Origin of the sequence: Paenibacillus sp. (genome assembly GCF_035645195.1) — a bacterium.
Taxonomy (GTDB): domain Bacteria; phylum Bacillota; class Bacilli; order Paenibacillales; family YIM-B00363; genus Paenibacillus_AE.
Genome location: NZ_DASQNA010000051.1, coordinates 1 through 25,479 on the forward strand (window position 1 = coordinate 1; position 25,479 = coordinate 25,479).

The following is a 25,479-nucleotide window of genomic DNA, read 5'->3' on the forward strand; positions in this document are numbered from 1 at the left end:
CGCCAGCGTTCGTCCTGAGCCAGGATCAAACTCTCCAAAAAGGGTAGTTCGTCTATGCTCATTGCTAAGCTAGCTTTAAAACTTTGCTGTGATTGCTCACAGCGCGTATGCGCTCGTTGTTCAGTTTTCAAGGAGCAAGCTCGTCTTGCCTTCTTGCTTGTCCGATGCGCTTTTCGCGACCGGAATTAGAATATATCACAATCGGCTCGCACTTTGCAAGTGGAATTTTTAACTTTTTTTCCGACTGCCCTGCCGGCTGACCGGCGGAAGAACATCTTATCACCCTGGCATAGTCCCTGCAACACATAATTTTTACCAATTAGGCTTGTTCTATAAGGACAGCCCTGCCAATACACTGTACAAGAGTGATACAACCCGCAACGAGGAGCTGTTACAACCATGAGTACGTTTCTAAGTTACATCCTGCTCGGCCTATCGTTGTCGGCGCCCATCGGTCCGGTGAACGCCGCTCAGCTGGACAAAGGCATCCGGTTCGGTTTCTGGAACGCTTGGCTGCTCGGATTAGGGGCCATGGCCGCGGATGCCGCCTTCATGCTTATCATTTATTTTGGCTTCGCCCACTTTCTGCAGACGCCGTTCATGAAGGCGTTCCTATGGACCTTCGGATGTCTCGTGCTCATTTACACCGGGGTGGAGGGCTTCCAAAAAGCGAAAACGGTGAAAGCCTCCAAGCAAACGAAGAAAGAACCCCCATTAAAATCGTTCACGCAAGGGTTCTTTCTCACGCTGAGCAATCCGATCAGCATTTTGTTTTGGCTCGGCATTTACGGTTCGATTCTAGCGCAAGCGACGGCGACAAGCACTCCCGCTTCCATCCTTCTGAATACGATCGCGATTTTTCTCGGCATTCTCGTATGGGATTTCACAATGGCATCCGTCGCCAGCTCGTTCCAAAAAATCGCACGCAGCGCTCTGCTGACGTTCATATCCCGCGCGGCGGGCCTTTGTTTGATCGGTTTCGGTCTATATTTCGGGCTGCAGGCGTTCAAGCTACTGTTTCTCTAACGCATGGCGCTTGCGCCACAGCCGAATTCCCGCCGATTCCCCCTCATCGTCTTCTTCCTGGGCGGTATCCTTCGAAGGGCCGCCTCCTCCGCCCTTTTTCCATTTCGTAAATTGCAGGATCAGCGCAATGCCGACGATCGCGAGAACGAATCCGACGCTGACGAAAAAGCCCGGACGACTGCTCTTATCGAACAGCGTTCCCGACACTGCGGCCACGATCAACGTAATCGCCGTCACCGACTTCACCTGCGCCCATGCGCTCAGCTTCGTCAACCGGCGCGCGGACAGCACCATGAACAGCCACGAAAACAACAGCATCAACCCGCCGGCCGTCGTAATGTATTCGTACACCTTCTTCGGGAGCGCGAGCGCGACCACGACCGATACGATCATGCCGAAAATCGTCAGGAACAACGACACGTACGGCAGTTTTCGTTTTTTCGTCCGCTTCGTAAACATTTTCGGCGCGTCGCCGTCCTGCGCGATCGTGTACATAATTTTCGTGACGGAAAACAGCGAGGCGACGAGGCTCGAGAAGCCCGCGATAATGAGCACCCCGTTGAAAATGTCGACGATGACTTCAAAATGCAAATCCTTGAGTGCCGTCACGAACGGACTTTCGTCCGCGCTGAACGCCTTCTTAGGCGCCAAGATCAGCGCGAGGGATAGCGACAACGTATACAGGACGGTCACGACCGCGATCATAATTTTACCCGCTTTCGGCGCATCCTTTTCCGTTTTCAGTTCGGTCGCCATGAGACCCATCACTTCGATGCCCGCGAACGCGAAAAATGCGAATATGAACGCTGTCCACATGCCCATCGCGCCGTGCTCGAAAAAATCGGCCGTCGACTTCGGCGGATGCATATGCGCGTTCTCTTGCCCGAGCACCCCCGGAATGACGAGAAAACCGAGCACGATGAACATGATCAGAGCGGTCACCTTCACGACGGCAAATATGTTCTCGGCTTTCTGGAACCCTTTTTGCCCGAGAAGCACGATGACGACGCCCAGCCCCGCATACCCTGCGGCGTATACCCAAAGGGGCATTTTGTCGTACCAAAATCGCGTGAACAACCCGAGAGCCGTCAATTGGCTGCCCATGATCAGCATTTCGGACAGCCAATACATCCACCCGTGGCTGAATCCCGCCCAATGGCCGAATGCATGCTTGGTGTACGTCCGGAACGACCCTTTCTCCGGGTGCTCCGCGATCATGCAGGACAATGCATCGTATACGTAATAGGTGCCGACCGCCGCCAAAACGAACAAAATGAGCACCGCATAACTGCTCTTTTCGAGCGCGAGGCCGGACCCCAGGAAAAAACCGGTGCCGGTCGTAAAGCCGAGACCGAGCAGCGTCAGCTGCCACCACTCGAGCTTTCCCCGGCTCGCCGCGGCGCCCGATGTCGGATGCTGTTTTTGGCTCATCGTTTCGCAGCCCCTTCTTCGTAAGTTGGATTCGTCTGACGCATGTACCGATTAGCGTTCGATACCGGAAGGAAACTTATTAGCGCGCCGGCGCAGGGAACAACTGGAACGACGTCGCCGGATGCGAAGCCGCCGGATAGTTCACAATAACTGCGATCAGACCACAAAGAGGAGAATGAGGCTATGGCCACCACGACGGCAACGAGACCGTCCGCCGCCCGGTCGGTCGACTGGGAGGCGGTTCGCGCATTGTTCGATTTGGACCCTGATTATGTCCATATGGGCACCGCCCAATATTTCGCCTCGCATCCGAAGCCGGTGCGCGAGGAAATTCAGCGCCACCGCGACGCGTTGGACAAAAACCCGGCTTTATATATCCTTAATAAAGAGGTCGAGCTGGCCGAGCGGTGCCGGAAGGCGGCCGCACATTATTTCGGCGTCGACGACCATAAGCTGATTACGCTCGTCGACAGTACGACGGTCGGCTTAGGGATCGTATACACGGGGCTTAACATTCAACGGGGACGCGAAATTTTAACCTCGGAGCATAACTATTATTCGCAGCAGGAAGCCATACGCCGGGCGGCTCAGCAGACAGGCGCCACGTTCCGTGAAGTCACGTATTACGAAGATATCCGCACTGTCACCGAGGACGAAATGGTGTCGAACATCATGCGGGAAGTGACCGACAAAACGCGCGTCATCGGCGCGACGTGGGTGCATTCCAGCACCGGACTGAAGTCGCCGATCGCGAAGCTGGCCAAGGAAATCGCGAAGGTGAACGAGAAGCGCGCCGAGGAAGACCGCGTGCTGCTCGTCGTCGACGGCGTGCACGGCTTCGGCGTGGAGAAGGAAACGTTCCCCGAGCTCGGGTGCGACTTCTTCTGCGCGGGCGCGCACAAATGGATTTACGGCCCGCGCGGAACGGGCATCGTCGCCGCCAAGGCGTCCGCGTACAACCATGTGGTTCCGGTCATCCCGAGCTTCTCCGAGACGATGTACGACATCATCAGCGGCAAGCCGGAGACGGACAAAGTGGACGGGACGACGATGTCGCCGGGCGGCTTCCATTCGATGGAGCATCTGTGGGCGATGCCGAGCGGGTTCGAGTTTTGCTTGAGCATCGGCAAAGAGGCGATCTACGAGCGTGTCCACGAGCTGGCGCGCATGGTGAAGGAAGGGCTCGCCGATATGTCTCACGTCATGCTGGCAACGCCGATGGACGACAATTTGTCGTCGGGCATCGTGTCCTTCGAGGTGAAGGGTATGTCGCCGAAAGAGACGGCGCAGGCGCTTATCGACAAGAAGGTCATTTCCACGGAGGCGCCGTACAAAAAGCGGTATGCGCGGTTCACGCCGGGGATTTATATTACGGAGAAGGACGTGCAAAAGGCGCTCGACGCGGTGCAGTCGCTGAAACGGCAATAAAAAGGGAAGGCTCCCGAGGGAGCCTTCCCTTCTTTGCGCGCATGCCCGTCTACTGCTTGTTCAAATGCTCGATCAGCGCGCTGTCGGACAGCGTGCCGTCCCGCAGCTGCGAAGCGAGCTCCTCCGGCAAGTCAGGCCGCTGGAAGCGAATATAGTCGCCGCGCACGAGCAAATCGGCCGGGCCGTTCTCCGGATTCGTATTAAATTGCTCCGGCGTCCGCTCGCTGCCGAAGTACGCGCCGTTCGAATACGCCGCGATGCCGACCTGCAGCGTCTCCGGCAAGTCCGGCCGAAGAAACGCGCGCCCGCGCGTCCACGTGCCGTCTTCGACCTTGTACAAGGTGAAAAAGACGCCGCCTAACCGGATGACGCGCAGCTGAATCCAGCCGTCGCGGATGTTCGTGAGGCGCAGGTCGGATTTGCTGTTTACCGTCGTTTTCGTTTCGATCTGTTTCACGAACTTCGTATACGCGCCATAACCCGTCGTGATAAAAATCCAGTTTTCTTCCCCGGGCACCCACGTTTCCATCGTTACGTCGCGCGGAGCGCGGGCCATCAGTCCGGCGAGGGAGTACGACTTTTGCGGAACGTCCGTCTCTTTGCCGGTCGTCAGCAGCCGGAAGGTAACGTCGAAATCGCCGGTCACTTCCTTGTAGAGAAACACCCCTCGGTCGTCCTCGAACCAGCCGCTAGCGTAAGGCGCTAAAAACAGCTCCCCGGCATGCGTTTCGTTCACGTCGAGCCGTTCCACGAAGTTTTTATGCCCCTCGACGGCCGACAGCTCCGTCCAATCGGCTAGCGTTGACGCATCCCCGAATTCGTCGCTGAGCACCGCGAGATCCTGCTCCGGCTCCGCCGCGGCCGCTTCCCCTGCGCTCTGCCCGCCGCCGCAGCCCGACAGCAGCGCAGCGCCGATCGTAAACAGCGCCAGCGTTTGTTTGATGGACACCGAGTCGCCCTCCCTTTTACACGCCTATGAATCCTTTCTTTCATCCTATGACATCCCCGGTCATTCCCCTAGTGACTTCGGTCATGCAGGCGGTCATCTTTCGCGGAGGAGTCCGCCCGCAGCCGGGCAAAACCGTTATAATAGAGGAAAATCAATCGCCGCACGCGAGAGAGTAGGATACTTATGTCCACCATTACCGTCGTGATCGCCGACGATCATATTTTGCTGCGGGACGGGCTGCAGACGATCATCAATTTGGAAGAAGATATGCGCGTCGTCGGCGCGGCGGACAACGGCGCCCAAGCGGTCGAACTCGCCGCCAGGCTGCGTCCGGACCTCGTGCTCATGGACGTCCAAATGCCCGTCATGACCGGCATCGAAGCGGCGCGAATCATTTTGGCGGAGCATCCGCAAACGAAAATCGTCATGCTGACCACATTCGACGAAGAGCAGTACATTATAGAAAGTATGGCGCAGGGCGCGGCGGGGTTTCTGCTGAAGGATTTGCCTGGCGACAAGTTGATTCAGGCGATCCGCGACGCCGCGAAGGGGCAGCTGCTGCTGTCCGGCGTCGCCGCGAACAAGCTGGCGGCCAGCGTCGCGCGCGCGCAAACCGGTGCGCAGCAAGCGTTCCGGGCCGATAAACTGCGCAAAGAGGGGCTGACGTTCACTCAGCGGGAACGCCACATCGCGCAGCTGATCGCGGAAGGCCGGACGAACAAAGAAATCGCCCGGATGCTGTACATGAGCGAGGGCACCGTGAAAAATTACGTCAGCGTCGTATATCAAAAAATCGGCACCAACGACCGGCTGCGCGCGATTCAATATTTGAAGGAGCTGCTGCAGCCGTGACCGCGACATCGCTGATCGGCAAATATGCGGCGTTCCTGACCGCCCTGCTCGTTGTCTGCGCTGCCGCGACGCTGCTGCTGAACGGCGGACGGGCGAGCTTCGAATACCCTCGGATCTTCGGCGCGATCTACAACGAACCCGGCGCCGACATCTACTTGGGGGAGCTGCCCCGAACGCCGGACGGCGCGCTCGCGGACGGCGAAGTCGCCTGGCGGAAGGCCGCCGTCGTCGCGGGCACCGCGGAAGCCGCCGCGCACGCAGGCGCCTATTGGCTCCGGTTCGGCCTGCCCGACGAGCCGTTCGACGCGCCCGTTCTGCGCGTGCGCCAGCTCTCTCATTACGAGGTGTATGTCAACGGAGATTTGGCGCTCAGCTATAACATGCACCGGCCGACGTTTCGCCTCGACACCTCCAAACAGGTGCGTCTCGTGTCGCTGCCGCCCGACCGCTCCTCCACCGTCGTCCATCTTCGCGTCGTGAACGACGCGCCCGGACTCGCGCTCGGCCGGGTGACGATCGCGGACGGCAAGACCGAATACGGCGATCTGCTCCGCCGCAACGCCCCGAGGGCGCTGCTCGCCGTCGCGCTGCTCGTCATGGCCGCCGCGTCGCTGCTCGGCTTTCTTATGAACGTGCGGCGTCCCGTATACGCCTATTTCGGGGCGCTCGCGCTCGTTTCCGGCGCCAGCGGGCTCGTCCATACGTCGCTCGCGCACTTTTTCATCGACCTATCGGCGGCATCCTACTATATGCGGCTCGCTTTCCCGATCGGCCTGCTAGCGTTCGTCGCGTTCCTAGAGCAGCTCTACGGCTCCGGCGTTTACGCCGTTCACCGGCGGATTCGTTATGTGCTCGGCGGATACACGGTCGTTTGCGCGGTCGCCGCGTGGACGAACGGCCCCGCATATTTGCAGTTGACGGGCCCCGCTTCCATGTGGGTCGCATTCGCGTGCGGCGTCGTCACGGCGTATTCGCTGACGCGCTCGCCGTCGCCCGCCGACGGGAAGCTCGGGTGGATTTTCATCGGGTATTGCGTGCTGGCCTTGTTCGGCGCCGCCCAATGGGTGCTGGCCGTGTTCCCGTCCGTCCATCCGATGCTGCACGACCAAGCGCCTCTGTACAACTACTATTGGAAAGAATCGACGCTGTACGTCGGCATCTTCTCCTTCGTCGCCTGCATCGGCCTCGCCTTCGCGTCCCATCTGCGCGACCTGCATCAGCGGGTGGAGGACCTCGTGGCGCAGCGCACCGCGGAGCTCGAGACGAAGCATCGCCAGCTGCAGGCGTCGACGCGCGAAACGTTCGAAGCGCTGCGGGAAGTATCCGTCTGGGAGGAGCGTAACCGCATCGCGCAGGAAATTCATAATATTTTAGGCCACCAGCTCACCGGCGCGGCGATGCAAATGGAGGCGGCGAAACGGCTGATCCGGCTCGATCCCGACGCGGCGCTGCCGCGAATCGAAACCGCGCTCGAATCGGTGCGGCGCGGCCTCGGCGACGTCCGGTCCGCCGTCCGCATGATGAAGATGGACGTCGGCGGACAGGACGCTGTCGATCTGCTGTCGGAGCTGATCGACGCGACGAAGGATTTGACCGGCGTCGACGTGGACGCCGAGTTCGGCCCGCTGCCGCCGCTCGACGCGCTGCAGAAGAAGGTGTTGTACTACGCCCTGCAGGAGGGGCTGACGAACGGCATCAAGCACGGCGGCGCGCGGCGCTTCGAGCTTGAGCTCGGCGTCGAGGACGGCGCGATCCGCTTCGCGCTGCGCAACGACGGTGAGCCGTATGCGCCCGTGCCCCGCGGCTTCGGCCTGTCGACGCTGCACGATCGAGTCGCCGAGCTCGGCGGCACGCTCGCGATCGGCGACGCCGGCGGCCGGGGCGCGGCGCTGGAGATCCGCTTTCCGGCGTCCCAGGCTCATTTGTAATTGTTCTGTTTCGCCTCGACCATTTCTCCTCCGCTTCGAGCCCCCGGCGCTTCCGCATTTTGCCCGGAAACGCAAAAAACCGGCTCCAAGGAGCCGGGACTCGTTCGTGGGCGCCGCATACGGCCGCGTTCGCCGGCGTCCGGGGGCGTTATGGGAAGCGTGTATGCATAAGAAGCAACCACCCTGTCTTTCTTTTGCATACTTCCTTCCCATAATCCACCGCTTGCCCCTGTGATCGCCGGCGTCCGGGCCCGTTCCTAGCGCCGCGCCCCTCGCAAAGCGGCAGGGCCCGCGGCCGGGCCGTTCCTTTATTGATGATGATCGATGCCGACGTAGACGGACACGAAAGCGGACGCTTTGGCGTCGTCGTACGACGGAAGGCGAAGCATTTTCGTCCAAGCCGTCAAAATCGCCTCCTCGGCGATGCCTTCCCGCGGGACGGCGACGACGCCGCTGTGGCCGGCGCCTCGGTTATGCTTCTCGGCGAACGAGCGAATCGCATCGAGCTTCTCGGCGGCGAGATCCGGGCGATAATACAACACCACGAACCCGTCCTCCAAATTGTGCACGAGGTACGCGTCGTGAATCGTCTCCTCATAAAACCCTTTCGGCGCGACATTCCCCATGTGCGGGCCCGAAGTCGGCGGATCGCTGTTGTAGTTCGAAGGATCGAACTCGGCCACATCCGCGATATGCTCGTGCCCGGCGTCCGCGAACGTTTCTTCCCCTTGGAGGAGTCTTGCTTGCTCGCGGTTTTGCTGGATGCTCAGTATGATGAACAGGGCGATGACGGCGGCCGCGGCGATGCCGATCGAGATCCAGATCGTCTTCGCCTTTTTCGCTTCGCGCTCCCGTTTCGACAGCTGCTTCGGTTTCTTTTCGTTGCTTTTCATTCCTGTATCCGCACCTCTGCGTCCAAGCGAATTTTTGTAATCCACCGTATTGTCTCACAGCGGACGCTCGGACACAAACAAACGCAAACATCCCGCAGACCGCATGCGGCCTCGGGATGTAGAGCGATTACCATAAATAGTCCATAAACGACGAGCGCATCAAGTTCGTATCGATATTGCACGCCTCCGCGTCGATGCCGTACTGCCAGACGTCGACGGTCGTGACGGCTTCGGCTTCGGGCGCGTACGCCTGCGGCGCGTTCGCCTTCGTCGTGATGCCGACCTCCACGTCGCTGGTCCATACGGCGAGCGCCGAGGCGAGTTCCTGATGCTGCCGCGCGAACGACAAATACGAGCGCAACGCCTTGCTATCGCTTGCCTCCACCAGTACAGCGTACAGGCCAGGCACGTACGGCGAGTCGAGCATCGTTTCGGTCCAGCCGCGGAGAAACTCGGCGTCCACCGGGTAATCCGGCTCGACGTCCGCGAAAATCGCGACGCCTTCGGGAATGCCCGCCTCCCCCGCCAGCCGAATCGCCTGCTCCGCTTCCGCGACGCCTCGCTCGTACGTGGTCGCGTCCGTGAAGTGGTTGTAAATCGGCAAAATCTTGACGCCCTGCTCGTGCAGGAACGCCGCCTCCTCCCGCGTAATACCGTGAGAGACGCCTTCTTTCGTTTCCAAGTACCGTCCGACGAACGCCGGGAACCCGAAATGTTCCTTCACGCAGGCGAAAAACTCCCGGTCGACGACGCTCGCCGTATCGATGCCCCAGACGGTGTCGATCGATTCCGGCGTCTCCGGCGCGGCAGGCGCTTCGGGCGCCGCCGGCGGCTCCGGATTCGCCCCGCCCGAAGGCGCTTCCGTCCGCGGCGGATCGATCGGCGCGCTCGCAGGCTCCTTCGCTCCCCCGTGGCAAGCGGACAGCAGCGCGGCCGCAAGCAGGCACGCAAGGCCGGTCCAAATCCATCGGTTTCGCTCCATGAATGTCCCCCCTTGTTGTTAGGACAGTGTATGAACCTAACACTTGGGGGGTGAAAAAATTAGGCTATTGCCGATTCCCGGACAACCATCGTTTGACTTCTTCCAGCCGAATCGGCATGTCCGCCGGTTCGCCGGTCCACAGCGCGGCGGCGAGCTCGGCGATCGGCGGCAGCTCCAGCTTCGTCTCCGCGAGCAGCGTTCGATTCGCGAACAGCTCGCGCGGCGTCATTTGGCCGAGGCAGACGCCGCCCTTCATGACGATCACGTCGTCGGCCCATTCGGCGACGAGCTGCATATCGTGCGTCGTCGTCACGACGGTGCGTCCTTCCGCGGCGAGCCGCTCCATCAGACGCTGCAGTTCCTTCTTGCCGGCGGGGTCGAGGAACGCCATCGGCTCGTCGAACACGACGACCTCCGTCTCCATCGCCAGCACGCCGGCGATCGCGACCGTCTTCCGCTGGCCGTAGCTCAGCTCGCTCGGATTCGCGTCGGCCAGCCGCTCGATGCCGAGCGAAGCGAGCGCGCCCCGGGCGAGCCGCTCCGCCTCGGCGCGGGGAACGCCCCGCTGCAGCGGAGCGAACGAGACGTCCTCAAGGACCGTCAGCGCGACGATTTGGTCGTCCGGATCTTGGAACACGACGCCGACATGGTCCGTCATCCGGTCGCGAAGCGCCGCGTCCAACGGCCGGCCCCGAAAGCGCACCTCTCCGGACGTCGGCCGGTACAAGCCGTTCATATGGAAGACGGCCGTCGATTTGCCGGCGCCGTTGCCGCCGACGATCGCCGTCTTCCGTCCGGGACGCACCTCGAAGGTGACGCCGGAGAGCGCCGCCTGCCCGTCCCGGTATTGATACGTGACGCGGTCGAACGCGATGACCGGTTCCGTTTGCTGCGTCATCTCCTTCATCCTCCCGCCGTGAAGTCCCAAACGAATAATATGATCGCCCCTCCCGCCAGCCACGCCGCTTTCCAGCCGTCCCCCGGAGCGCTCGCCGGCAGGTCGCCCGCCTCGGCGCCGCGTCCGCGGTACCCTCGGGAGAGCATGCCAAGGTAGACGCGTTCGCTTCGGCGTAGCACCCGCAGCAGCAGCGAACCGAGCAGCTTGGACAAGGCGGCGTAAGTGCGGACCGAAAACCAGCCGGATCCGACCCGAAACCCCCGGCTGTGCAGCCCCCTCCGCATGGCGAGCGCCTCCTCCCGGAACACGTCGACATACCGGAGCGTGAACAGCGCCATTTCGACGAAAATCGACGGAACCTTCAGCCGAAGCAGCGTTTGGAAAAACGTTTGCGGCGTCAAGCCATGGAACGCGAGCGTCAGCGTCTGCGCCGCGAACGTAAGCCGCCCGGCGTACAACGCCGCCTTCCCCCAGCCTCCGGAACCTTCCGCCAGCGGAAAATAAATCAGCATAAAACCGATGAGCGGCAGCACGAGCCGAAATCGGCGCCAAAAAAAACGGGCGGGCACGCCGCCCGCCGCAAGCCAAACAACACCTAACCCGACGAAAGCCGCCGCCGTCGTCCAGCGGGACACGGACACGCCTAGCGCAAGGGCGCCGAACAGCGCGACGATTCGAAGGCGAGGGTCCCGTATGGAGGCGAGCGCCGTCATTGAGACGACCGGCGCGCCAGCACCCGGCCGAGCCCCCAGAACGCCGCGAACGTCAGCGCCACGCCGACGACGCCCGCAAGGCTGGCGGAAAGCCAAGAATCGATGCCGGGCACCGTGTAGTCGGGCAGCGGCGAAGCGAGCACGCTCGTCGCTCCTTCGATGTACCCGGTCTCCTCGCCGGCCTTCTCGAACCCGTCCGGATGCGACGAGGCGAATAGCGAGACGACTCCCGCCAACACGAAGGAGACGGCTAACCATGCCAGAACGCGTTTCTTCATGCGCTCATCCCCTCCTTCGCCGCGAAATGGAACGACGAACGCAGCGCGAACGGCAGCACGACCGCCGTGATGAGCCCTTCGCCGACGCCGATGATAGCATGCCAGAACAGCAGCGCGGACGCTGCCGGAACGAAGCCGATGACGCCGGACAGCGCGAGCAGACCCGCGCCGCACAGCGCGACGCAGACGACCGACAGCCACGCGCTGATAAAGCCGGAGGCGGCCATCGGCACGCGCAGTCCGCGCAGCAGCCGATGCGCGAGGGCGGCGACCGCCGGAGCCAGGATGCCCATGAGCAGCACGTTCGCGCCGAGCGCCGTGACGCCCCCGTCCTGGAAGACGAACGCCTGTATGGCCACCACCGTCGTCATGATGAGCGTCGCCGGCCAGAAGCCGAATAATATCGCGCACAGCGCGCCGCCGATCAAATGACCGGACGCCGCCGCCCCGAGCAGCGGGAAATTGATCATTTGCGAAGCGAATACGAACGCCGCCATGGCGCCCATGACCGGAACCGTCCGGTGATCGAGCTTCGTGCGGGAATACCGCACGCCGCGGGCGAGCGCGACCGCGGATACGACCGCCGAGGCCCCCCACACCGCAGGACTTAAAATGCCGTCAGGAATATGCATTGCTTCTCTCCACACCTTTCCGCCGAATCGTGTTACGAATCGTTAAAATTGTAGCACAATCCGGACAGGAAAACCTGACATCCGAAAATTTTTTAATGCGAATGGCCGTGTTCGCCGTCGTGCGCCGACGTCTCGATATGGCTTACCGACAGCTCCGCGTACGTCACCCCGCGCAGCACCCGAATCGCTTCGTTCAACTGGCGCAGCCGGCCGTAGGCGCCCTTCACCACGACGATTTCGAGACATTGGTCGTGATTCAGATGCACGTGCATCGTGGAGACGATGTCGTGATGGTAATCGTGCTGCAGCTCCGTCAGCTGCTGCGACAAGTCCGACACATGGTGGTCGTAGACAATGACGACCGTGCCCGCCACCGCCGCGGTCGGCGCCAGCCGATCCGTCTGCAGCAGCTCCTTGCGCACTAAGTCCCGAATCGCCTCGGACCGGTTGCCGTACCCCCGCTCCGCGATGACCCGGTCGAATTGCTCGACCAACTCTTGGGGCATCGACACGCCGAACCGGACGAGCTCCTTCTCTTTCATGTCCGCACCGCCGTTCATGGTATGATTGGTATGCAGATTGTACCACGATTCGAAGGCGGAGGGGTATCCGGTGACGCTGCGATTTTCGACGCTGTCCGTTTGGGACGAGCGAGCTTGGAAACAGGTCGAGCCGATCTTCGACGAGGCGTTCCCGCCGCAAGGCCGCAAGACGGCCCGCATGGTGAGGAAAATCGTCGAAACGTCGGCCGGCTTTTTGCATATCGGCTTAGAGAACGACCGCCCCGTCGCTATGGCGGTAACCGGGAAGCTGCCGGAGCTGAACGCGCTGCTCATCGACTACATCGCTGTGGCGTCCGCGGCTCAATCCCGCGGCATCGGCTCGGCCATGACGGCCTTCCTGGCCGACGAGGCGTCCTCGCGCGGTTATGGGGCGCTCGTCATCGAAATCGAAGCGGACGTTACGGCCGAGAATGCGGCGCGCGAACGGTTTTGGACGTCCGCCGGCTTCGTCCGTACCGACTACGTGCACGCGTACCGGTGGGTGCCCGAGCCGTACCGCGCGCTGTACAAGGAGCTGCGCCCGGACGCGGCGCTGCCGCACGACGGGGAGGCGCTGTTCCGGTCCATTACGTCCTTCCACGGGAACATTTGGCGCGGCTGAACACGACCGTTCGCAGCAGGACGTAATGCAGCCCCGTGTACAGCACGCTCCCGGCGATCGCCGCCGTTTGGTCGGCGGTCAGCGGCGCCGCCGCGGCTCCGGCCAGCGCCGCGCGAGCGCCCGGATACGCGGCGAGGTAGCACAGCAGGCTGACCGCCGCGAACCGCGCCGCCGCGCCGGCCGTCCCGCCGGTGTGCCGGAACGTGAACCGGCGGTTGAGCGCGAAGCTGACGCACAGCCCTGCGAGCGTGCCGGCGAACGTCGCTGGCGCGTACGGAACGCCGAGCGCCAGCGACGAAAACATGACGGCGTAGCCGACCGCCGTGTTGGCGACGCCGACGAGCAGAAATCGGCCGAACGAACCCATCGCGCGTCAAGCCGTCCTTGACGCCGCGCGCCGCCGCCGTTTCGCCGCCGCCGCGGCCGTTCGCGCGAGCACGGCGGCAAGCAGCGCCGCCCCCGTCGCCGCCATGAAGTCGAAGGCCGCATTATATAGAAACAAGTGCTTCGCGAGATCGGCGTCGCCGTCGCCGAGGATCGGCGTGACGTAGGCGATCGCGGCGACGCACGGAACCGCCAGCAGCGGCGCGCGGCATGCGGGATCGAGGCCCGCCCGCGCGCACGCCCGGCGGCTCGACGCCAGCGCCGCGTACGCGAGCGCGACCGCCGCGGCGAACGGCGCGCTCGCCGGCACGTTCGCGCGCTTCCACTCGCTCCACCACGCCCCCTCCAGATGAACGGCGCCGGCCGGCTTCCCCGCTTCCTTCGCGTAGCTGCCCACGTAATAGGGCCGGATCGTCGTGCTGTGCTCCGCCGCCCGCGCGAGCCGCTCCACGAACCGCAGCGGATTCGCCGCATAATATCGGAGAACGTCGCCGTGACCGATCCGGTCGTAAAATAAAGCGGTAAGGCGCGGAGAGCTTTGCGGAATCGCCGTCCCCGCCTCGAAATAGTTCGTGCCGGCGAGCGGCGCGAGCTCCTCCGGCAGCCCCAGCTCCCGCAGGTCGGCGGCGACGTCGTCCGAATGCTTCAGAATGCCGTAAAACACCGTCTGATATAAATTGATCCGCTTCAGCTCCTTCGGCGCCGCGGCATACATCGCCGCGCCGGCGAGCAGCACGGCCGCCGCCGCGGCCAGCGCCGCCCGGCGCCCGCGCGTTCCCGCCGGGCGCGGCGCCAGCAGCGGCAGCGCCGCGAACGCCGCCGCCAGCGGAGCGTTCTGCGCCTTCGCCCCGATGCACAGGATTGCCGCCGCGGCGAACAGCGTGAGCGCCGTCCGGCTCCCCCGCCGCGCGTGCAGCGCGAAGCCGATCGCGAACAGGAAGCCGAGCAGCGATGCCGGCTCTCCGTACAGCGAATGGAAATAGGCGACGTAACCGACATCCGTGAAAAGGAACGCAAGCGCAGCCGCGATCGCCAGCCGCAGCGGCCGCGCCGCCGAGAGCCCGGTGTAAATGACGGAGATCGCTGCGGCGAGGCATACCCCGTACACCGCGCCCAGCGCCGCGATCCGGAACGCATCGCCGCCGAACAGCGCCGCGTTCACGACCTTGGCCGCGAACAAAAACAACAAATGCGTGGACGGATAGCCGCCGAAGCCCCAAGGGACGTTCGCGTATTCGAAAATCGCGTAGCCGAAATATTTGTCCGCGTATGCCGCGGCGCCGCTCGGGTACCCAATGCCCGCCGTCGCCATGACGCGCTCGAAATCGCCGTTGTTCGCCATGCCGATCATCGGCTCGTGCGCGATGCCGAGATAGATGCGCAGCAGGCAAAATGCCGCGAGCGCGGCGAGCGCCGCCGCCTCCGTTCTGGTTTTCATCCGCCGTCTTCCTTTCGTTCGTTCCTTCCTTCCTCTCAGCATCGTCCAAACGGGCCGCCGTTACACCTGACGCGTCCTTTTCTGACGGACAATGTTCTTCTAGGCGCGGCTGGGCATATGGTATCCCATCTTGGAATTGGAGAGTGAACTATTGTGAACATGAATCCGGGGCACGTCAAATATTTAGCATGGCACGAAACGCTGGAGCTGCATGAGCTGGTGGCGTTCCAAACCGGGCAGCTCGTCGCCTTCAAAAAGAAGCTGCCGTCGCTCGACGATCCGGCGCTGCGCGCCCTGTACGTCGAAAGCATCGCCGCGCTCGAAATGAATCTCCGCGAGCTGCTCGCGTTCTATCCGAAGGCGCCGGTTTTCGCGCGCAAAGACGAGCCGGAGCTGCCCGCCGTGGAGTCCGCCCAGCTGCTCGGCGTCGTCAAGACGGCCGTCCGCAACTACGCGATCGCCATTACGGAGACGGCGACGCCCGAGCTTCGCGCGGTGCTCCTGAAGCACCTGACGGCCGCCATCGCGCTGCATGCGAAGGTGTTCCAGTTTATGCTCGAACGCGGCTACTATCCCGCTTACAACCTCGATCAGCTGCTGGCGGGCGACGTGAAGAACGCGCACGCGGCGTTGTCGCTGTAACGATCGGCCGTACCCTTCCCGGTCCTGCGGCGGCCACGTAGTCGGAGAAACTCCGACTATTCGCGCCAGCCCGGCCCCCAGCGGCCTTGTAGTCGGAGAAACTCCGACTATTCGCGCCTGCCCGGCCTCCGGCGGCCATGTAGTCGGAGAAACTCCGACTACTCGCCCCAGCCTGCCGCCGACAATACAAAACCCGTCGAGGAAAATCCTCGACGGGTTCGCGCGCGGCAGCCCACTAGGCCTTACAGCTTCGCGCCTTCCTTCACTTCTTTCACCATTTCCGGAACGGAGACGAGACCGCCGCCGGATACGTACCAAAAGCTCGGATCCAAATAAATAATGTTTCCGTCCTGATACGCCTTCGTGTTTTTCACGAGCTCGTTCTCCATCAGCGCGCTCGCCGGCGCCGCGCCTTCCGCCGCGACGACCGCGTTGCGGTCGACGACGAACAAATAGTCCGGGTTCTTCTCGACGATGTACTCGAACGTGACGCTCATGCCGTGCGTCGACACTTCGATGTTCGGATCGACCGGCGCGAAGCCGAACACGTCGTGGATGATGCCGAAGCGCGAGCCGGTGCCGTATGCGCTCAGGTTGCCTTCGTTCGTCAGAACGATCAGCGCGTTCTTGCCGGATGCGGTTACCGCCGCGTTCAGCTCGGCGATTCTCTTCTCGACGGCCGTCAGTTCCGCCGCGACCTCGTCTTCTTTGCCGAAAATTTGGCCGAGCGTCGTGACGTTGGACTTGAACGACTCCATATAGTTCTTGCTGTCCACCCCGACGAATACGGTCGGAGCGAGCTTGCTCAATTCTTCATAGTGCGCGTTCTGGCGTCCGGAGATCAAAATAAGGTCCGGATCGATTTCCGCGATTTTCTCGAAGTCCGGCTCCTGCAGGCTGCCGACGTTGGCATAGTCGCTCCCGGCGTATTTCTCGAGATACTTCGGCACCGAGCCGGATTGCGGAACGCCCGCGACCGGAACGCCGAGTTTATCAAGCGTGTCGAGCGTGCCCCAATCGAATACGATGACCTTCGCCGGGTTGACCGGCACGACCGTTTCGCCCAGCTGATGCGTGACCGTAATTTCCGCGGCAGCCGCCGGCTCTTCCGCAGTACCCGCCTCGCTCTCCGCCGCAGTCGGCTCCTCCGCCTGCGCTTCGACCGCCGCCGGCGCCGCCGCGCCGCTCCCCGCATCGTTCCCGCCGCCGCAAGCCGCAAGCAGCAGCATGAACGCCAATAGCACCGCCAATCCCGTCATTTTCTTCATAACCAACCACTCCTTATAACGAATTAAAATATACCGCGATCCGATTGCCCTGAATCGTCTCGATCGGAATGTCCATGTCGTAAATGTCGCGCAGCGCATCCGTCCGGATGATCTCCGCAGGCGTCCCCTCGCGCGCGACGCGCCCGTCCTTGAGCGCGACGATCCGGTCCGAATAACACGACGCGAAGTTGATGTCGTGCAGCACGACGACGACCGTTTTGCCGAGGTCGGCGACGAGCCGGCGCAGCACCCTCATGATCTGTACGGAATGCTTCATATCGAGGTTGTTCAACGGCTCGTCGAGCAGCACCGTCTCCGTATTTTGCGCGATGACCATCGCGATGAACGCCCGCTGGTTTTGCCCGCCGCTGAGCTGATCCAAATACCGATCCTGCAAATTCTCCAGGTCCATATACCGAATCGCCTCGTCGACGAACGTCCAATCGTCCTTGGTCAACCGGCCTTGCGAATACGGGAACCGGCCGAAGCTGACGAGCTCGCGCACGGTCAGCCGAACGTTAATATGATTCGACTGCTTCAGGATCGACACTTTCTTCGCGAGCTCGGTGCTGTCCCAGCGCCGGACGTCCTTCCCTTCGACGAGCACCTCGCCGCCGTCCGGCGGGAGCAGGCGGGCGATGACGGAAAGCAGCGTGCTTTTGCCCGCCCCGTTCGGACCGATGAAGGACGTCAGCGTCCCCCGCTCGATCTCGAGCGACACGGGGCCCAAAACCGTCTTGCCTCCGTACGTTTTCGTCACGTTGTTCACGACTACCACGAGCGATTCTCCTTTAACAGCAAATACAAGAAATAGATCCCGCCGGCGAAATTGACGATGACGCTGACCGTCGTCGCGAAGGTGAACACCCGCTCGACGAGGAGCTGTCCCCCGACGAGCGCGATGACCCCGAGCAGCATCGAGGCCGGCAGCAAATGCCGGTGCCGGTGCGTGCGCATGAACTGCACCGCCAAATTCGCGATCAAGAGACCGAGGAAGGTGATCGGCCCGACGAGCGCGGTCGACAGCGAGATCAGCACCGCGATGACGGCGAGCAGCTTTTTAATGAGCGCTTCGTAATCGACGCCGAGGTTGATCGCCTGCTCCCGGCCGAGAGACATCGCGTCCAGGTACGGGATCAGCCGCAAGCTGTACAAGCCCGCCGCGGCGAACAGCGCGAAGGACAGCCACAACAAGTCCGTGTCGATATTGTTGAAGCTCGCGAACATGCGGCCTTGCAGGACCAGGAATTCGTTCGGGTCGATCAAGACCTGCATGAACGTCGTGAGGCTGCCGAACAAGGTTCCCATGACGACGCCGACCAGCAGCAGGAAGTAGATATGACGGCCGGGTCTCCGAAACAAGAGCTGATAGAGCAGCACCGAGAAGCCGATCATGGCGGCGACGGAAATCCCGAAGTTGAGCGCTTTGTTCATGGACGCGACGCTGACCGAGCCGTAGGCGAAAATGATGAACGTCTGCACGAGCACGTACATCGAATCGAGACCGATAATGTTCGGCGTCAAAATCCGGTTGTTCGTCATCGTCTGGAACGCCGTCGTCGCGAAGCCGATCGCCGCGCCCGTCAGCGCGATGGCCAAAATTTTGTACGCCCGCCGGGGCAGCACGTATTCCCAATTGCCCCCGAGCTTCACGAACAAGAAGACGCCGATGAGCGCGAGCGCCGCCGCCGTCAGCGCCCCGAGCTTGAATTTAACGCTCATAATGCCCTTCTCCTGAAGATGAAGTATAAGAAAAATCCGCTGCCGATGACGCCCACCGTCAGCCCGATCGGAATTTCGTACGGGTAAATGACGAGCCGCCCCAGCACGTCGCACGCCAGCAGGAACACCGCCCCGAAGAGCGCCGTCGACGTGAGGCTTTTCCGCAAATGATCCCCCCGGTACATCGTCACGAGATTCGGAACGATCAATCCGAGGAACGGAATGATGCCGACGGTCAGCAGCACGACGGCGGAAATCAAAGCGACGAGCACGAGGCCGACGTTCACGACCCGCCGGTAATTGAGGCCGAGATTGAGCGCGAACGTCTCGCCCATGCCGGCGACCGTAAACCGGTTGGCGTATACATACGCCGCGACGAGCACCGGCACGCTCAAGTACAAGAGCTCGTAGCTGCCGCGCATAACCAGGGAGAAATCGCCCTGCAGCCAAGCGGACACGTTCTGGATCAATTCGTACTTGTACGCGACGAAGGTCGTCGCGGACCCGAGAATGCTGCCGAACATCAGACCCACCAGCGGAATGAACACCGAATCCTTGTATTTCACCCGGTCGAGCAAGCTCATGAACAGGAACGTGCCCGCCAGCGCGAAGGCGAAGGCGACGAGCAGCTTCGCCATCGGCGCGGCTCCGGCGAACAGCAGGATCGACACGAGCACGCCGAGTCTGGCGGCTTCGTCCGTTCCCGCGGTCGTCGGCGACACGAACTTGTTGCGCGTAAGCTGCTGCATGATGAGCCCGGCGATGCTCATGCTCATGCCGGCGATGATAATGCTCGCGAGCCTCGGCAGCCGGCTGGCGAACAAGATTTGCTTCTGCAGGTCGGTCATCGAGAGCAAATCCTTCGGCGTCAATGATGTGACGCCTACGAACACCGAGGCGGCGGATAAGACGATCAGCGCGGGCAGTAAGTAACGTGTCTTCATGACGGCGTCACTCGCCGATGACGGTAAGCAGCCGCTCCGCGGGAATTCTCGGCTGCGCGGGTGGCACCGCCGCGGGATAGCCGACGTGCAGGCTGCCGACGATTTTCTCGCCGGGCTGCGCGCCTACGGCTTCCCGGAAGCCGCTCTGGTGAAGCAGACCGTATGTTTCCCATACGGTGCCGAGCCCGCGCTCCCAAGCCAGCAGAGCGAAATTATGGATGACGCAGCTCGTCGCCGCGTAATCTTCTTCGCGTACGGTCAGCTGCGTGTCCTCGCGCATAAGAACGACGACGAACATCGGCACGGCCATCAACTTCTTGTAGAAAAATTCGCCGAGTTCTTTTGCTTTGACGGGATCCTTCTCCCGCTTCTCGTTGACCGCCCGAGCTACCTCCGCGATGCGCTCGCGCCCCCTCCCGTGCACGACGACGAACCGCCACGGCTGCGTCAGCTTATGATTCGGCGCCCATACCGCCGTGTCCAGAAGCTCCTTGACCAGCTCCAAGGGCACCGGCCGATCCTGTTGGAACTTATGTACCGATCGGCGTTCTCGAATGACTTCCGACAATCTCATAAGGTCCCCCTCTATCCATGCGGCATTTCCCGCAACGACGAAACTGATAATCATTATCAATAACTACTTTTCCTATTCTACATAAAAGCGACATGCGCGGAATGGACATTTCTCATTTTTCGGATGGATTTTTTAAAATGTCGCCTCGCAGCAGCTGATTGACGGTCTGATCCAGCAGACGTTCGTAGAAGGCCGCGTTGTACAACGACGGATCGGAATGGCGGAGCAGCAGGCACGCCGTAGGGCCGGATTTCAGCTCTCTCCAGCGGCTGGCGAGCCGGTATCCGTACGACTCCGGCAGCGAATCCGGGATCAGCAGCAGAATGTTGTCGCAGGGCAGCGCCGCGATCTCCTCGAGCCGCTCCGCGTCGAGGAAGCCGATGCCGAGCGCCGCCGGCGGCGGGGCGAAGCCCAATTCCGCGTAAAACAAGTCGCTCATCTTCTTGCGCCGGTTCCCGAACACGCGGAAGCCTCCGGCGTAAGCGCCGACGAGCAGAAACGGCGCCCCTTCGAGCGATTTGCGCACGTGGGCCCGCGCGTTCGCCGCTTTCGTCTCGAACAGCGACAGCCACCGTTCCGCGACGCCGGGCAGCTCGAGCGTCCCCGCGATGCGGCGCAGCCTTTCTTTCCAAGAGAGCGCCCCCGGCCCTTTCCACACGATCATCTCGACCGGCGCGATGCGGCGCAGCTCGTCGTACAGCTCGCCCGGCACCGGATGGGTAAAAATAATATCCGGCTCCGCGGCCCTAAGGCGCGGGAGCAGCTCCTCGGGCCGTTCCGTCCACCCTCTCGGGGGTGCGAACGCAGGCGTAATGCCGAGCGCCGAGAAGTCCCCGAGGAAGACGGGACATAAGTTGGCGATGCGCCGGTTCGCGCGAAGGACGTATTCGGAAGGCGACACGGCCATATGCTTCTTGAACAGCCGGCTGAAATACAGCTCGTCCGCGTATCCGACCGAATGCGCGACTTCCATGATCGAAGCGGGCGCGTTCGACAGCCGCGCGAGCGAGGCGTTCAGCCGCACGGCGGTCAGCCATTTGTGCGGGCTGAAGCCGGTCTGCTCGCGGAACGCTTGGTGGAACCGGGTCGGACTCGCGCCGGACAGCCGCGCCAGCTCTTCCATGTCGAGCGGTTCGTCGTACCGCTCGAGCATCGCTCGCCGAGCCTCTTCGACCCAGCGGCGGAGCGGATCCGCGGCGCCCGACGCCGACCGGATGGCCGCGACCGAGGCGGCCGCGACGGCGTACAAATGCGACTGCAGATCGAGCCGCGCCTCGAGCCGCAGCGACTCGAAGCGCGCCGTCCCCGCCGCCTCGAACGCATCCGCGATCGCCTGCGAGCGGGGCATCCGGAACGTGCGCGGCGCGGCGCGGTCCGGCCAGGGCGGCACCTCCTCCGCCGACCGGAAGCGAATCAAGACGATCTCCGCGGCTGCGGGGCCGGGATTATGCAGCGCAAGCGTTCGGAACGCCGGCACGAAAAACCAATCCCCCGCCGACGCGGGAAAGTCCGCAGCCTCGTCTTCCATCGTCGCCGACACGCGTTCCCGCTTCACGTAGCCGAACCGCAGCGCTTCCTCGCCGGCGACGTCCGCCCGCGCCCCTCCCGCGATGCGGACGACCGTCGTATCTATGTAAGTGAGCATTTTCACGTTCACATCCTTTCCCGCCCATTATTCTATTTGAAAATGATTATCATCGTCAAACGGGTCGGCGCACAGCCGCCTGAATAGAAAAATAGCGGAGGTCGACCGGCAGCAAACCGGCTCCTCCGCTATTTTCCGCTACTTGTACTTCTTCCAATCCATCGAACTGTTGTTCAGCAAATGCTCGAAGTCGTTCTCGAGCCGCTTCTGCTCCTGCTTGCGGCGTTCCTCCGCCTCGACGCGCTGACGCTCTCGCTCCCGCGCTTCCTGCGCTTTCAGCTCCTCGGCCTGCGCCTTGAGCTTCGCGAGCACGTCCGCGCCGAGCGCGTCCTTCAGCGTAAGCCCCTTCTCCTGCGAAGCCGCGGCGGCCTTCGTCTCGCCGGCCTTCGCCCCGAACGAGGAACCGCCCGCTTTTCGTTTCCCCATGAACCATCACCCGTTAACGATCATACCACCGTTCACGTGCAAAATCTGCCCCGTCATGTACGAAGAATCGTCGCACGCCAAAAATACGTAGCTCGGCGCGAGCTCCTCCGGCTGTCCCGCGCGGTGCATCGGCGTCGTCGCGCCGAACTTCGACACCTGCTCCTCGTTGAAGGTCGAGGGGATGAGCGGCGTCCAAATCGGTCCCGGAGCCACGCCGTTGACCCGGATACCTCGGCCGACGAGCTGCAGCGCGAGCGAGCGCGTGAACGTGACGATCGCGCCCTTCGTCGCCGAGTAGTCGAGCAGCAGCTCGTTCCCGTGATACGCCGTAACCGAAGCCGTATTGACGACGGCCGAGCCCGGCTTCATATGAGCGAGAGCCGCCTTCGTCAGGTAAAACATGCCGAATACGTTCGTGCGGAACGTTCGCTCCAGCTGCTCGGCGGTAATCGCCTCGATACTGTTCTGCGGGTGCTGCTCCGCCGCGTTGTTGACGAGAATGTCCAGCCCGTCGAGCTCCCGCGCCGCCCGTTCGACCGCCTCCCGGCAGAACGCCTCGTCCCCGATATCGCCCGGAAGAAGCAGGCAGCGTCTTCCCTCCTGCTCCACCTGCCGCTTCGTTTCCTCCGCGTCGGCATGCTCGTCGAGGTACACGATGGCCACGTCCGCGCCCTCTTTCGCGTAGGTGACCGCGACCGCCCTCCCGATGCCGCTGTCGCCCCCGGTGATGAGAGCGGTTTTGCCCAGCAACTTGCCGGCGGCCTTGTACGCCCGGTCCTCGAACGCGGGACGCGGATGCATCGCGCTTTCCAGGCCCGGCTGACGATCCTGGTGCTGCGGGGGAAACGTCGTCTTCGGAGGCTGAGCCGTCGTTGTAGCCATGATCGAATCGACTTCCTTCCTTGTCGAAAATGCATTCCGCGTTAGTATGTCCGTCCGGTGCGGCGTTATGTTCATCGACACCATTCGCCCTAAAACGACATATTCCATATAAATTTCGTTTACACTAGCACCGGCTCGCCATATAATTGCCTTTATCAAATTAACTAGTGACTTCGGCTAGGACAAGGATGTGCACCCGTGAGCAAACCCCCGATATCGCCTTGCGAGGGCTCGAATTTCGAGTCCTTGTTCCGATACAATTTGGACGCCGTGTTTATTCTGGACGCCGAAGGCCGATTCGCGGACGCGAACGAGGCGGGCGAGCAGCTGCTCGGCTGCGGCAAAGCCCAGCTCCTCGGGCGAACGCTGTTCGAGGTCGTCGCCGCCCCGTACACGGACATCGTGCGCTCCGGCTTTCAGTCCGCCCTTCGGAAAGAAGCGTCCCGGACGATGGATGCCAACATCGTCCGCCCGGACGGCGGCACGGCGGAAATTACGATCGTCGCGATGCCGCTGAGCACGGACGTCCCGGGCGCGCTCGTCATCGCGAAAGATAAAACGCTGCAAAATCAAGCGCTCCGTCTCGTCGCCGGCCAAAACCAAGTGCTCGAGATGATCGCGACGACGCAAAACCTCGACGCGATCCTCCATCAGATGATTACATTGATCGAAGAGCAGTCCGGCGCGTATTGTTCGGTGCTGCTGCTGGATAAAACGACAGGAAAACTGAACTTGAAGGCGGCCCCGAGCATGCCGGAGGAGTTCAACCGAAACTTGGTTGATATTCCCGTCGGATTGCGTCACGGTTCGTGCGGCACGTCGGCGTATCTCAAGTCCCCCGTCATCGTGGACGATATCGACACGGACGAGCGGTGGGAAGACTATCGCCAGCTTACGGCGCCGTACGGGTTCAAGGCGTGCTGGTCGGTGCCGATTATGCAGGACCAGGAAGTCGTCGGCACGTTCGCGATGTATTACAAGGAAAAGCGGTCTCCGAGCAAGGGAGCGCTCAACATGCTCGAACGCGCAGGCGCGCTGGCCGGGCTCGCGATCGAGCGGCAGCGCCAAGACGACACGATCCGGCGCCTGGCGTTCCGGGACGCGTTGACCGGTCTTGCGAACCGGCGGCTGCTCGAAGATTCGCTCGACGAGGCCATTCGCAGCGCCGAAGCGAACGACACCGTCGTTGCACTCCTATTCCTCGATCTCGACCGCTTCAAAATCGTGAACGACTCCATGGGGCATCGTTTCGGGGACTTGCTGCTCCGCCAAGTGTCCGAGCGGCTCCTCGAGACGGCCGGCGAGTTCGGCGTCATCGCCCGGCAGGGCGGCGACGAATTCGTGCTGCTGCTCGCCGGCGCCGACGAGGCGGAGGCGATCCGCACCGCGGAAAACATCGTGACGGCCTTCCAGACGCCGTTCTACGTCAACCACCAAGAGCTGTTCGTCACGCCCAGCATCGGCATCAGCGTGTTCCCGACCCACGGCCGGGACCCGCAGACGCTGCTGAAAAACGCGGATTACGCGATGTATCAGGCGAAACAGAGCGGCCGCAACGGCTACCGGCTGTTCGATCCGGAGCTGCAGAAGAAAGCCGAGAAGCAGCTTGAAACGGAAAACCATTTGCGGCGCGCGCTGGGCCGCGGCGAGCTGCATTTGCTGTATCAGCCGCAAGTCGACATCCGGACGGGACGGATCATCGGCGTCGAAGCGCTCATCCGTTGGCATCACACATCTTGGGGGCTCATCTCCCCCGCCGCATTCATCCCGCTCGCCGAGGAGACAGGGCTCATTTTGCCGATCGGGGATTGGGTGCTCAACGAAGCGTGCCGCCAAGCGAAGGCGTGGCTCGACGAAGGGCTTCCGCCGATGACGATGTCCGTCAACATCTCGGCGCGGCAATTCCAGCAGCCCGATTTCGCGGCGACCGTGGAAGCGGCGCTCCGATCGAGCGGACTCCCGCCTCATTGGCTCGAGGTGGAACTGACGGAAAGCTACATGATGGATAAGGCGCTGTCGTCCGCCGTCATCCAGCGGCTGAAGCAGCTCGGCGTCGGCGTCGCGATCGACGACTTCGGCACCGGGTACAGTTCGCTGCATTACCTGAAGCACCTCGCGATCGACCGGCTCAAAATCGATCAGTCGTTCGTTCGGGATTTGCTCGTGGATCAGAACGACCGCGACATCGTGAAGGCGATCCTGACGATGTCGCATAGCCTTGGCATCCAAGCGATCGCCGAAGGGGTCGAACTGCGGGAGCAGGCCGATTTTCTCCGGAACAACGGCTGCGCCCAAGCCCAAGGGTACCTGTTCGCGCACCCGCTGCCCGCGAGGGCGATTCCGGAGCGCGTTCGCGCCGCCGGCGCCGCCGAATAAGATG

Annotated in this window: 26 protein-coding genes; 7 read left to right on the plus strand and 19 right to left on the minus strand. The window is 62.3% G+C overall.

Annotated elements, in window-relative coordinates; genetic code table 11:
• Positions 1-399: 399 nt before the first annotated feature.
• Positions 400-1,026, plus strand: a complete 627-nt coding sequence (locus VE009_RS26235) for a LysE family transporter (RefSeq protein ID WP_325012924.1) — start codon at positions 400-402, stop codon at positions 1,024-1,026.
• Here the strand turns inward: VE009_RS26235 and VE009_RS26240 are convergent.
• Complete coding sequence (locus VE009_RS26240) at positions 1,012-2,457, minus strand: amino acid permease (protein ID WP_325012926.1); 1,446 nt, start codon at positions 2,455-2,457, stop codon at positions 1,012-1,014. The two genes, VE009_RS26235 and VE009_RS26240, sit on opposite strands and share 15 nt — an antisense overlap.
• A gap of 183 nt (positions 2,458-2,640) precedes the next feature.
• Here VE009_RS26240 and VE009_RS26245 point away from each other — a divergent pair, with 183 nt between their 5' ends.
• Entirely contained in the window at positions 2,641-3,885 is a 1,245-nt protein-coding gene (locus VE009_RS26245; RefSeq protein ID WP_325012928.1) for an aminotransferase class V-fold PLP-dependent enzyme, read from the plus strand.
• A 49-nt stretch (positions 3,886-3,934) separates the two neighbouring features.
• Here VE009_RS26245 and VE009_RS26250 read toward each other — a convergent pair whose 3' ends face one another.
• Positions 3,935-4,834 (minus strand): hypothetical protein, encoded by a 900-nt coding sequence (locus VE009_RS26250; protein ID WP_325012929.1) that lies wholly within the window; start codon positions 4,832-4,834, stop codon positions 3,935-3,937.
• Positions 4,835-5,017: 183 nt separating this feature from the next.
• On the opposite strand from VE009_RS26250, the gene VE009_RS26255 reads away from it, so the two are divergent.
• Together VE009_RS26255 and VE009_RS26260 are read left to right on the plus strand one after the other, a co-directional pair.
• Complete coding sequence (locus VE009_RS26255) at positions 5,018-5,686, plus strand: response regulator transcription factor (protein WP_325012931.1); 669 nt, start codon at positions 5,018-5,020, stop codon at positions 5,684-5,686.
• Complete coding sequence (locus tag VE009_RS26260) at positions 5,683-7,614, plus strand: sensor histidine kinase (protein ID WP_325012932.1); 1,932 nt, start codon at positions 5,683-5,685, stop codon at positions 7,612-7,614. The genes VE009_RS26255 and VE009_RS26260 overlap by 4 nt, the downstream gene beginning before the upstream one ends.
• A 308-nt stretch (positions 7,615-7,922) precedes the next feature.
• Here VE009_RS26260 and VE009_RS26265 read toward each other — a convergent pair whose 3' ends face one another.
• The 7 genes from VE009_RS26265 to nikR form a co-directional block, all read right to left on the minus strand.
• Positions 7,923-8,507: a DUF3105 domain-containing protein gene (locus tag VE009_RS26265; protein ID WP_325012934.1), complete on the minus strand. Its 585-nt coding sequence runs from the start codon at positions 8,505-8,507 to the stop codon at positions 7,923-7,925.
• A 127-nt stretch (positions 8,508-8,634) separates the two neighbouring features.
• Positions 8,635-9,489: a glycoside hydrolase domain-containing protein gene (locus tag VE009_RS26270; RefSeq protein ID WP_325012936.1), complete on the minus strand. Its 855-nt coding sequence runs from the start codon at positions 9,487-9,489 to the stop codon at positions 8,635-8,637.
• 64 nt (positions 9,490-9,553) lie between these two features.
• Complete coding sequence (locus VE009_RS26275; protein ID WP_325012938.1) at positions 9,554-10,387, minus strand: ABC transporter ATP-binding protein; 834 nt, start codon at positions 10,385-10,387, stop codon at positions 9,554-9,556.
• Positions 10,388-10,392: 5 nt separating this feature from the next.
• Positions 10,393-11,100 carry an energy-coupling factor transporter transmembrane component T gene (locus tag VE009_RS26280; RefSeq protein WP_325012940.1) on the minus strand — a complete coding sequence of 236 codons (708 nt, stop codon included), beginning with the start codon at positions 11,098-11,100 and terminating at the stop codon, positions 10,393-10,395.
• Positions 11,097-11,378 carry a PDGLE domain-containing protein gene (locus VE009_RS26285; protein ID WP_325012942.1) on the minus strand — a complete coding sequence of 94 codons (282 nt, stop codon included), beginning with the start codon at positions 11,376-11,378 and terminating at the stop codon, positions 11,097-11,099. Before VE009_RS26285 ends, VE009_RS26280 begins: the two co-directional genes overlap by 4 nt.
• Positions 11,375-12,010 (minus strand): energy-coupling factor ABC transporter permease, encoded by a 636-nt coding sequence (locus tag VE009_RS26290; RefSeq protein WP_325012944.1) that lies wholly within the window; start codon positions 12,008-12,010, stop codon positions 11,375-11,377. Before VE009_RS26290 ends, VE009_RS26285 begins: the two co-directional genes overlap by 4 nt.
• Positions 12,011-12,102: 92 nt before the next feature.
• Complete coding sequence (gene nikR / locus VE009_RS26295) at positions 12,103-12,552, minus strand: nickel-responsive transcriptional regulator NikR (protein ID WP_325012946.1); 450 nt, start codon at positions 12,550-12,552, stop codon at positions 12,103-12,105.
• A 70-nt stretch (positions 12,553-12,622) separates the two neighbouring features.
• Here nikR and VE009_RS26300 point away from each other — a divergent pair, with 70 nt between their 5' ends.
• Complete coding sequence (locus VE009_RS26300) at positions 12,623-13,174, plus strand: GNAT family N-acetyltransferase (RefSeq protein WP_325012948.1); 552 nt, start codon at positions 12,623-12,625, stop codon at positions 13,172-13,174.
• On the opposite strand, the gene VE009_RS26305 is transcribed toward VE009_RS26300, so the two are convergent.
• Together VE009_RS26305 and VE009_RS26310 are read right to left on the minus strand one after the other, a co-directional pair.
• Positions 13,140-13,541, minus strand: coding sequence for a GtrA family protein (locus VE009_RS26305; RefSeq protein ID WP_325012950.1), 402 nt, complete (start codon positions 13,539-13,541; stop codon positions 13,140-13,142). The genes VE009_RS26300 and VE009_RS26305 overlap by 35 nt on opposite strands.
• Positions 13,542-13,547: 6 nt before the next feature.
• Entirely contained in the window at positions 13,548-14,996 is a 1,449-nt protein-coding gene (locus tag VE009_RS26310; RefSeq protein WP_325012952.1) for a hypothetical protein, read from the minus strand.
• A gap of 159 nt (positions 14,997-15,155) precedes the next feature.
• Here VE009_RS26310 and VE009_RS26315 point away from each other — a divergent pair, with 159 nt between their 5' ends.
• A complete protein-coding gene (locus VE009_RS26315) occupies positions 15,156-15,638 on the plus strand; it encodes a spore coat protein (protein ID WP_325013091.1) in 483 nt (160 codons plus the stop codon).
• A gap of 242 nt (positions 15,639-15,880) precedes the next feature.
• Here the strand turns inward: VE009_RS26315 and VE009_RS26320 are convergent, their stop codons facing one another.
• The 8 genes from VE009_RS26320 to VE009_RS26355 form a co-directional block, all read right to left on the minus strand.
• Positions 15,881-16,906, minus strand: coding sequence for a siderophore ABC transporter substrate-binding protein (locus VE009_RS26320; RefSeq protein WP_325012954.1), 1,026 nt, complete (start codon positions 16,904-16,906; stop codon positions 15,881-15,883).
• A gap of 13 nt (positions 16,907-16,919) precedes the next feature.
• The gene (locus VE009_RS26325; RefSeq protein WP_325012956.1) at positions 16,920-17,684 is read right to left on the minus strand and encodes an ABC transporter ATP-binding protein; all 765 of its coding nucleotides are present in this window, start codon (positions 17,682-17,684) and stop codon (positions 16,920-16,922) included.
• Positions 17,678-18,628, minus strand: a complete 951-nt coding sequence (locus tag VE009_RS26330) for an iron chelate uptake ABC transporter family permease subunit (RefSeq protein WP_325012958.1) — start codon at positions 18,626-18,628, stop codon at positions 17,678-17,680. The genes VE009_RS26325 and VE009_RS26330 overlap by 7 nt, the downstream gene beginning before the upstream one ends.
• Positions 18,625-19,572, minus strand: coding sequence for an ABC transporter permease (locus VE009_RS26335; protein ID WP_325012960.1), 948 nt, complete (start codon positions 19,570-19,572; stop codon positions 18,625-18,627). The genes VE009_RS26330 and VE009_RS26335 overlap by 4 nt, the downstream gene beginning before the upstream one ends.
• A 7-nt stretch (positions 19,573-19,579) precedes the next feature.
• Positions 19,580-20,146: a nitroreductase gene (locus tag VE009_RS26340; RefSeq protein WP_325012962.1), complete on the minus strand. Its 567-nt coding sequence runs from the start codon at positions 20,144-20,146 to the stop codon at positions 19,580-19,582.
• A gap of 112 nt (positions 20,147-20,258) precedes the next feature.
• Complete coding sequence (locus tag VE009_RS26345) at positions 20,259-21,803, minus strand: helix-turn-helix domain-containing protein (RefSeq protein ID WP_325012964.1); 1,545 nt, start codon at positions 21,801-21,803, stop codon at positions 20,259-20,261.
• A 126-nt stretch (positions 21,804-21,929) separates the two neighbouring features.
• A complete protein-coding gene (locus tag VE009_RS26350) occupies positions 21,930-22,217 on the minus strand; it encodes a YqkE family protein (protein ID WP_325012966.1) in 288 nt (95 codons plus the stop codon).
• 6 nt (positions 22,218-22,223) lie between these two features.
• Positions 22,224-23,099 carry an SDR family oxidoreductase gene (locus tag VE009_RS26355; RefSeq protein ID WP_325012968.1) on the minus strand — a complete coding sequence of 292 codons (876 nt, stop codon included), beginning with the start codon at positions 23,097-23,099 and terminating at the stop codon, positions 22,224-22,226.
• A 198-nt stretch (positions 23,100-23,297) separates the two neighbouring features.
• On the opposite strand from VE009_RS26355, the gene VE009_RS26360 reads away from it, so the two are divergent.
• On the plus strand, positions 23,298-25,475 hold the full coding sequence (locus VE009_RS26360) for an EAL domain-containing protein (RefSeq protein WP_325012970.1): 2,178 nt from the start codon (positions 23,298-23,300) through the stop codon (positions 25,473-25,475).
• The last annotated feature ends 4 nt before the right edge of the window (positions 25,476-25,479 follow it).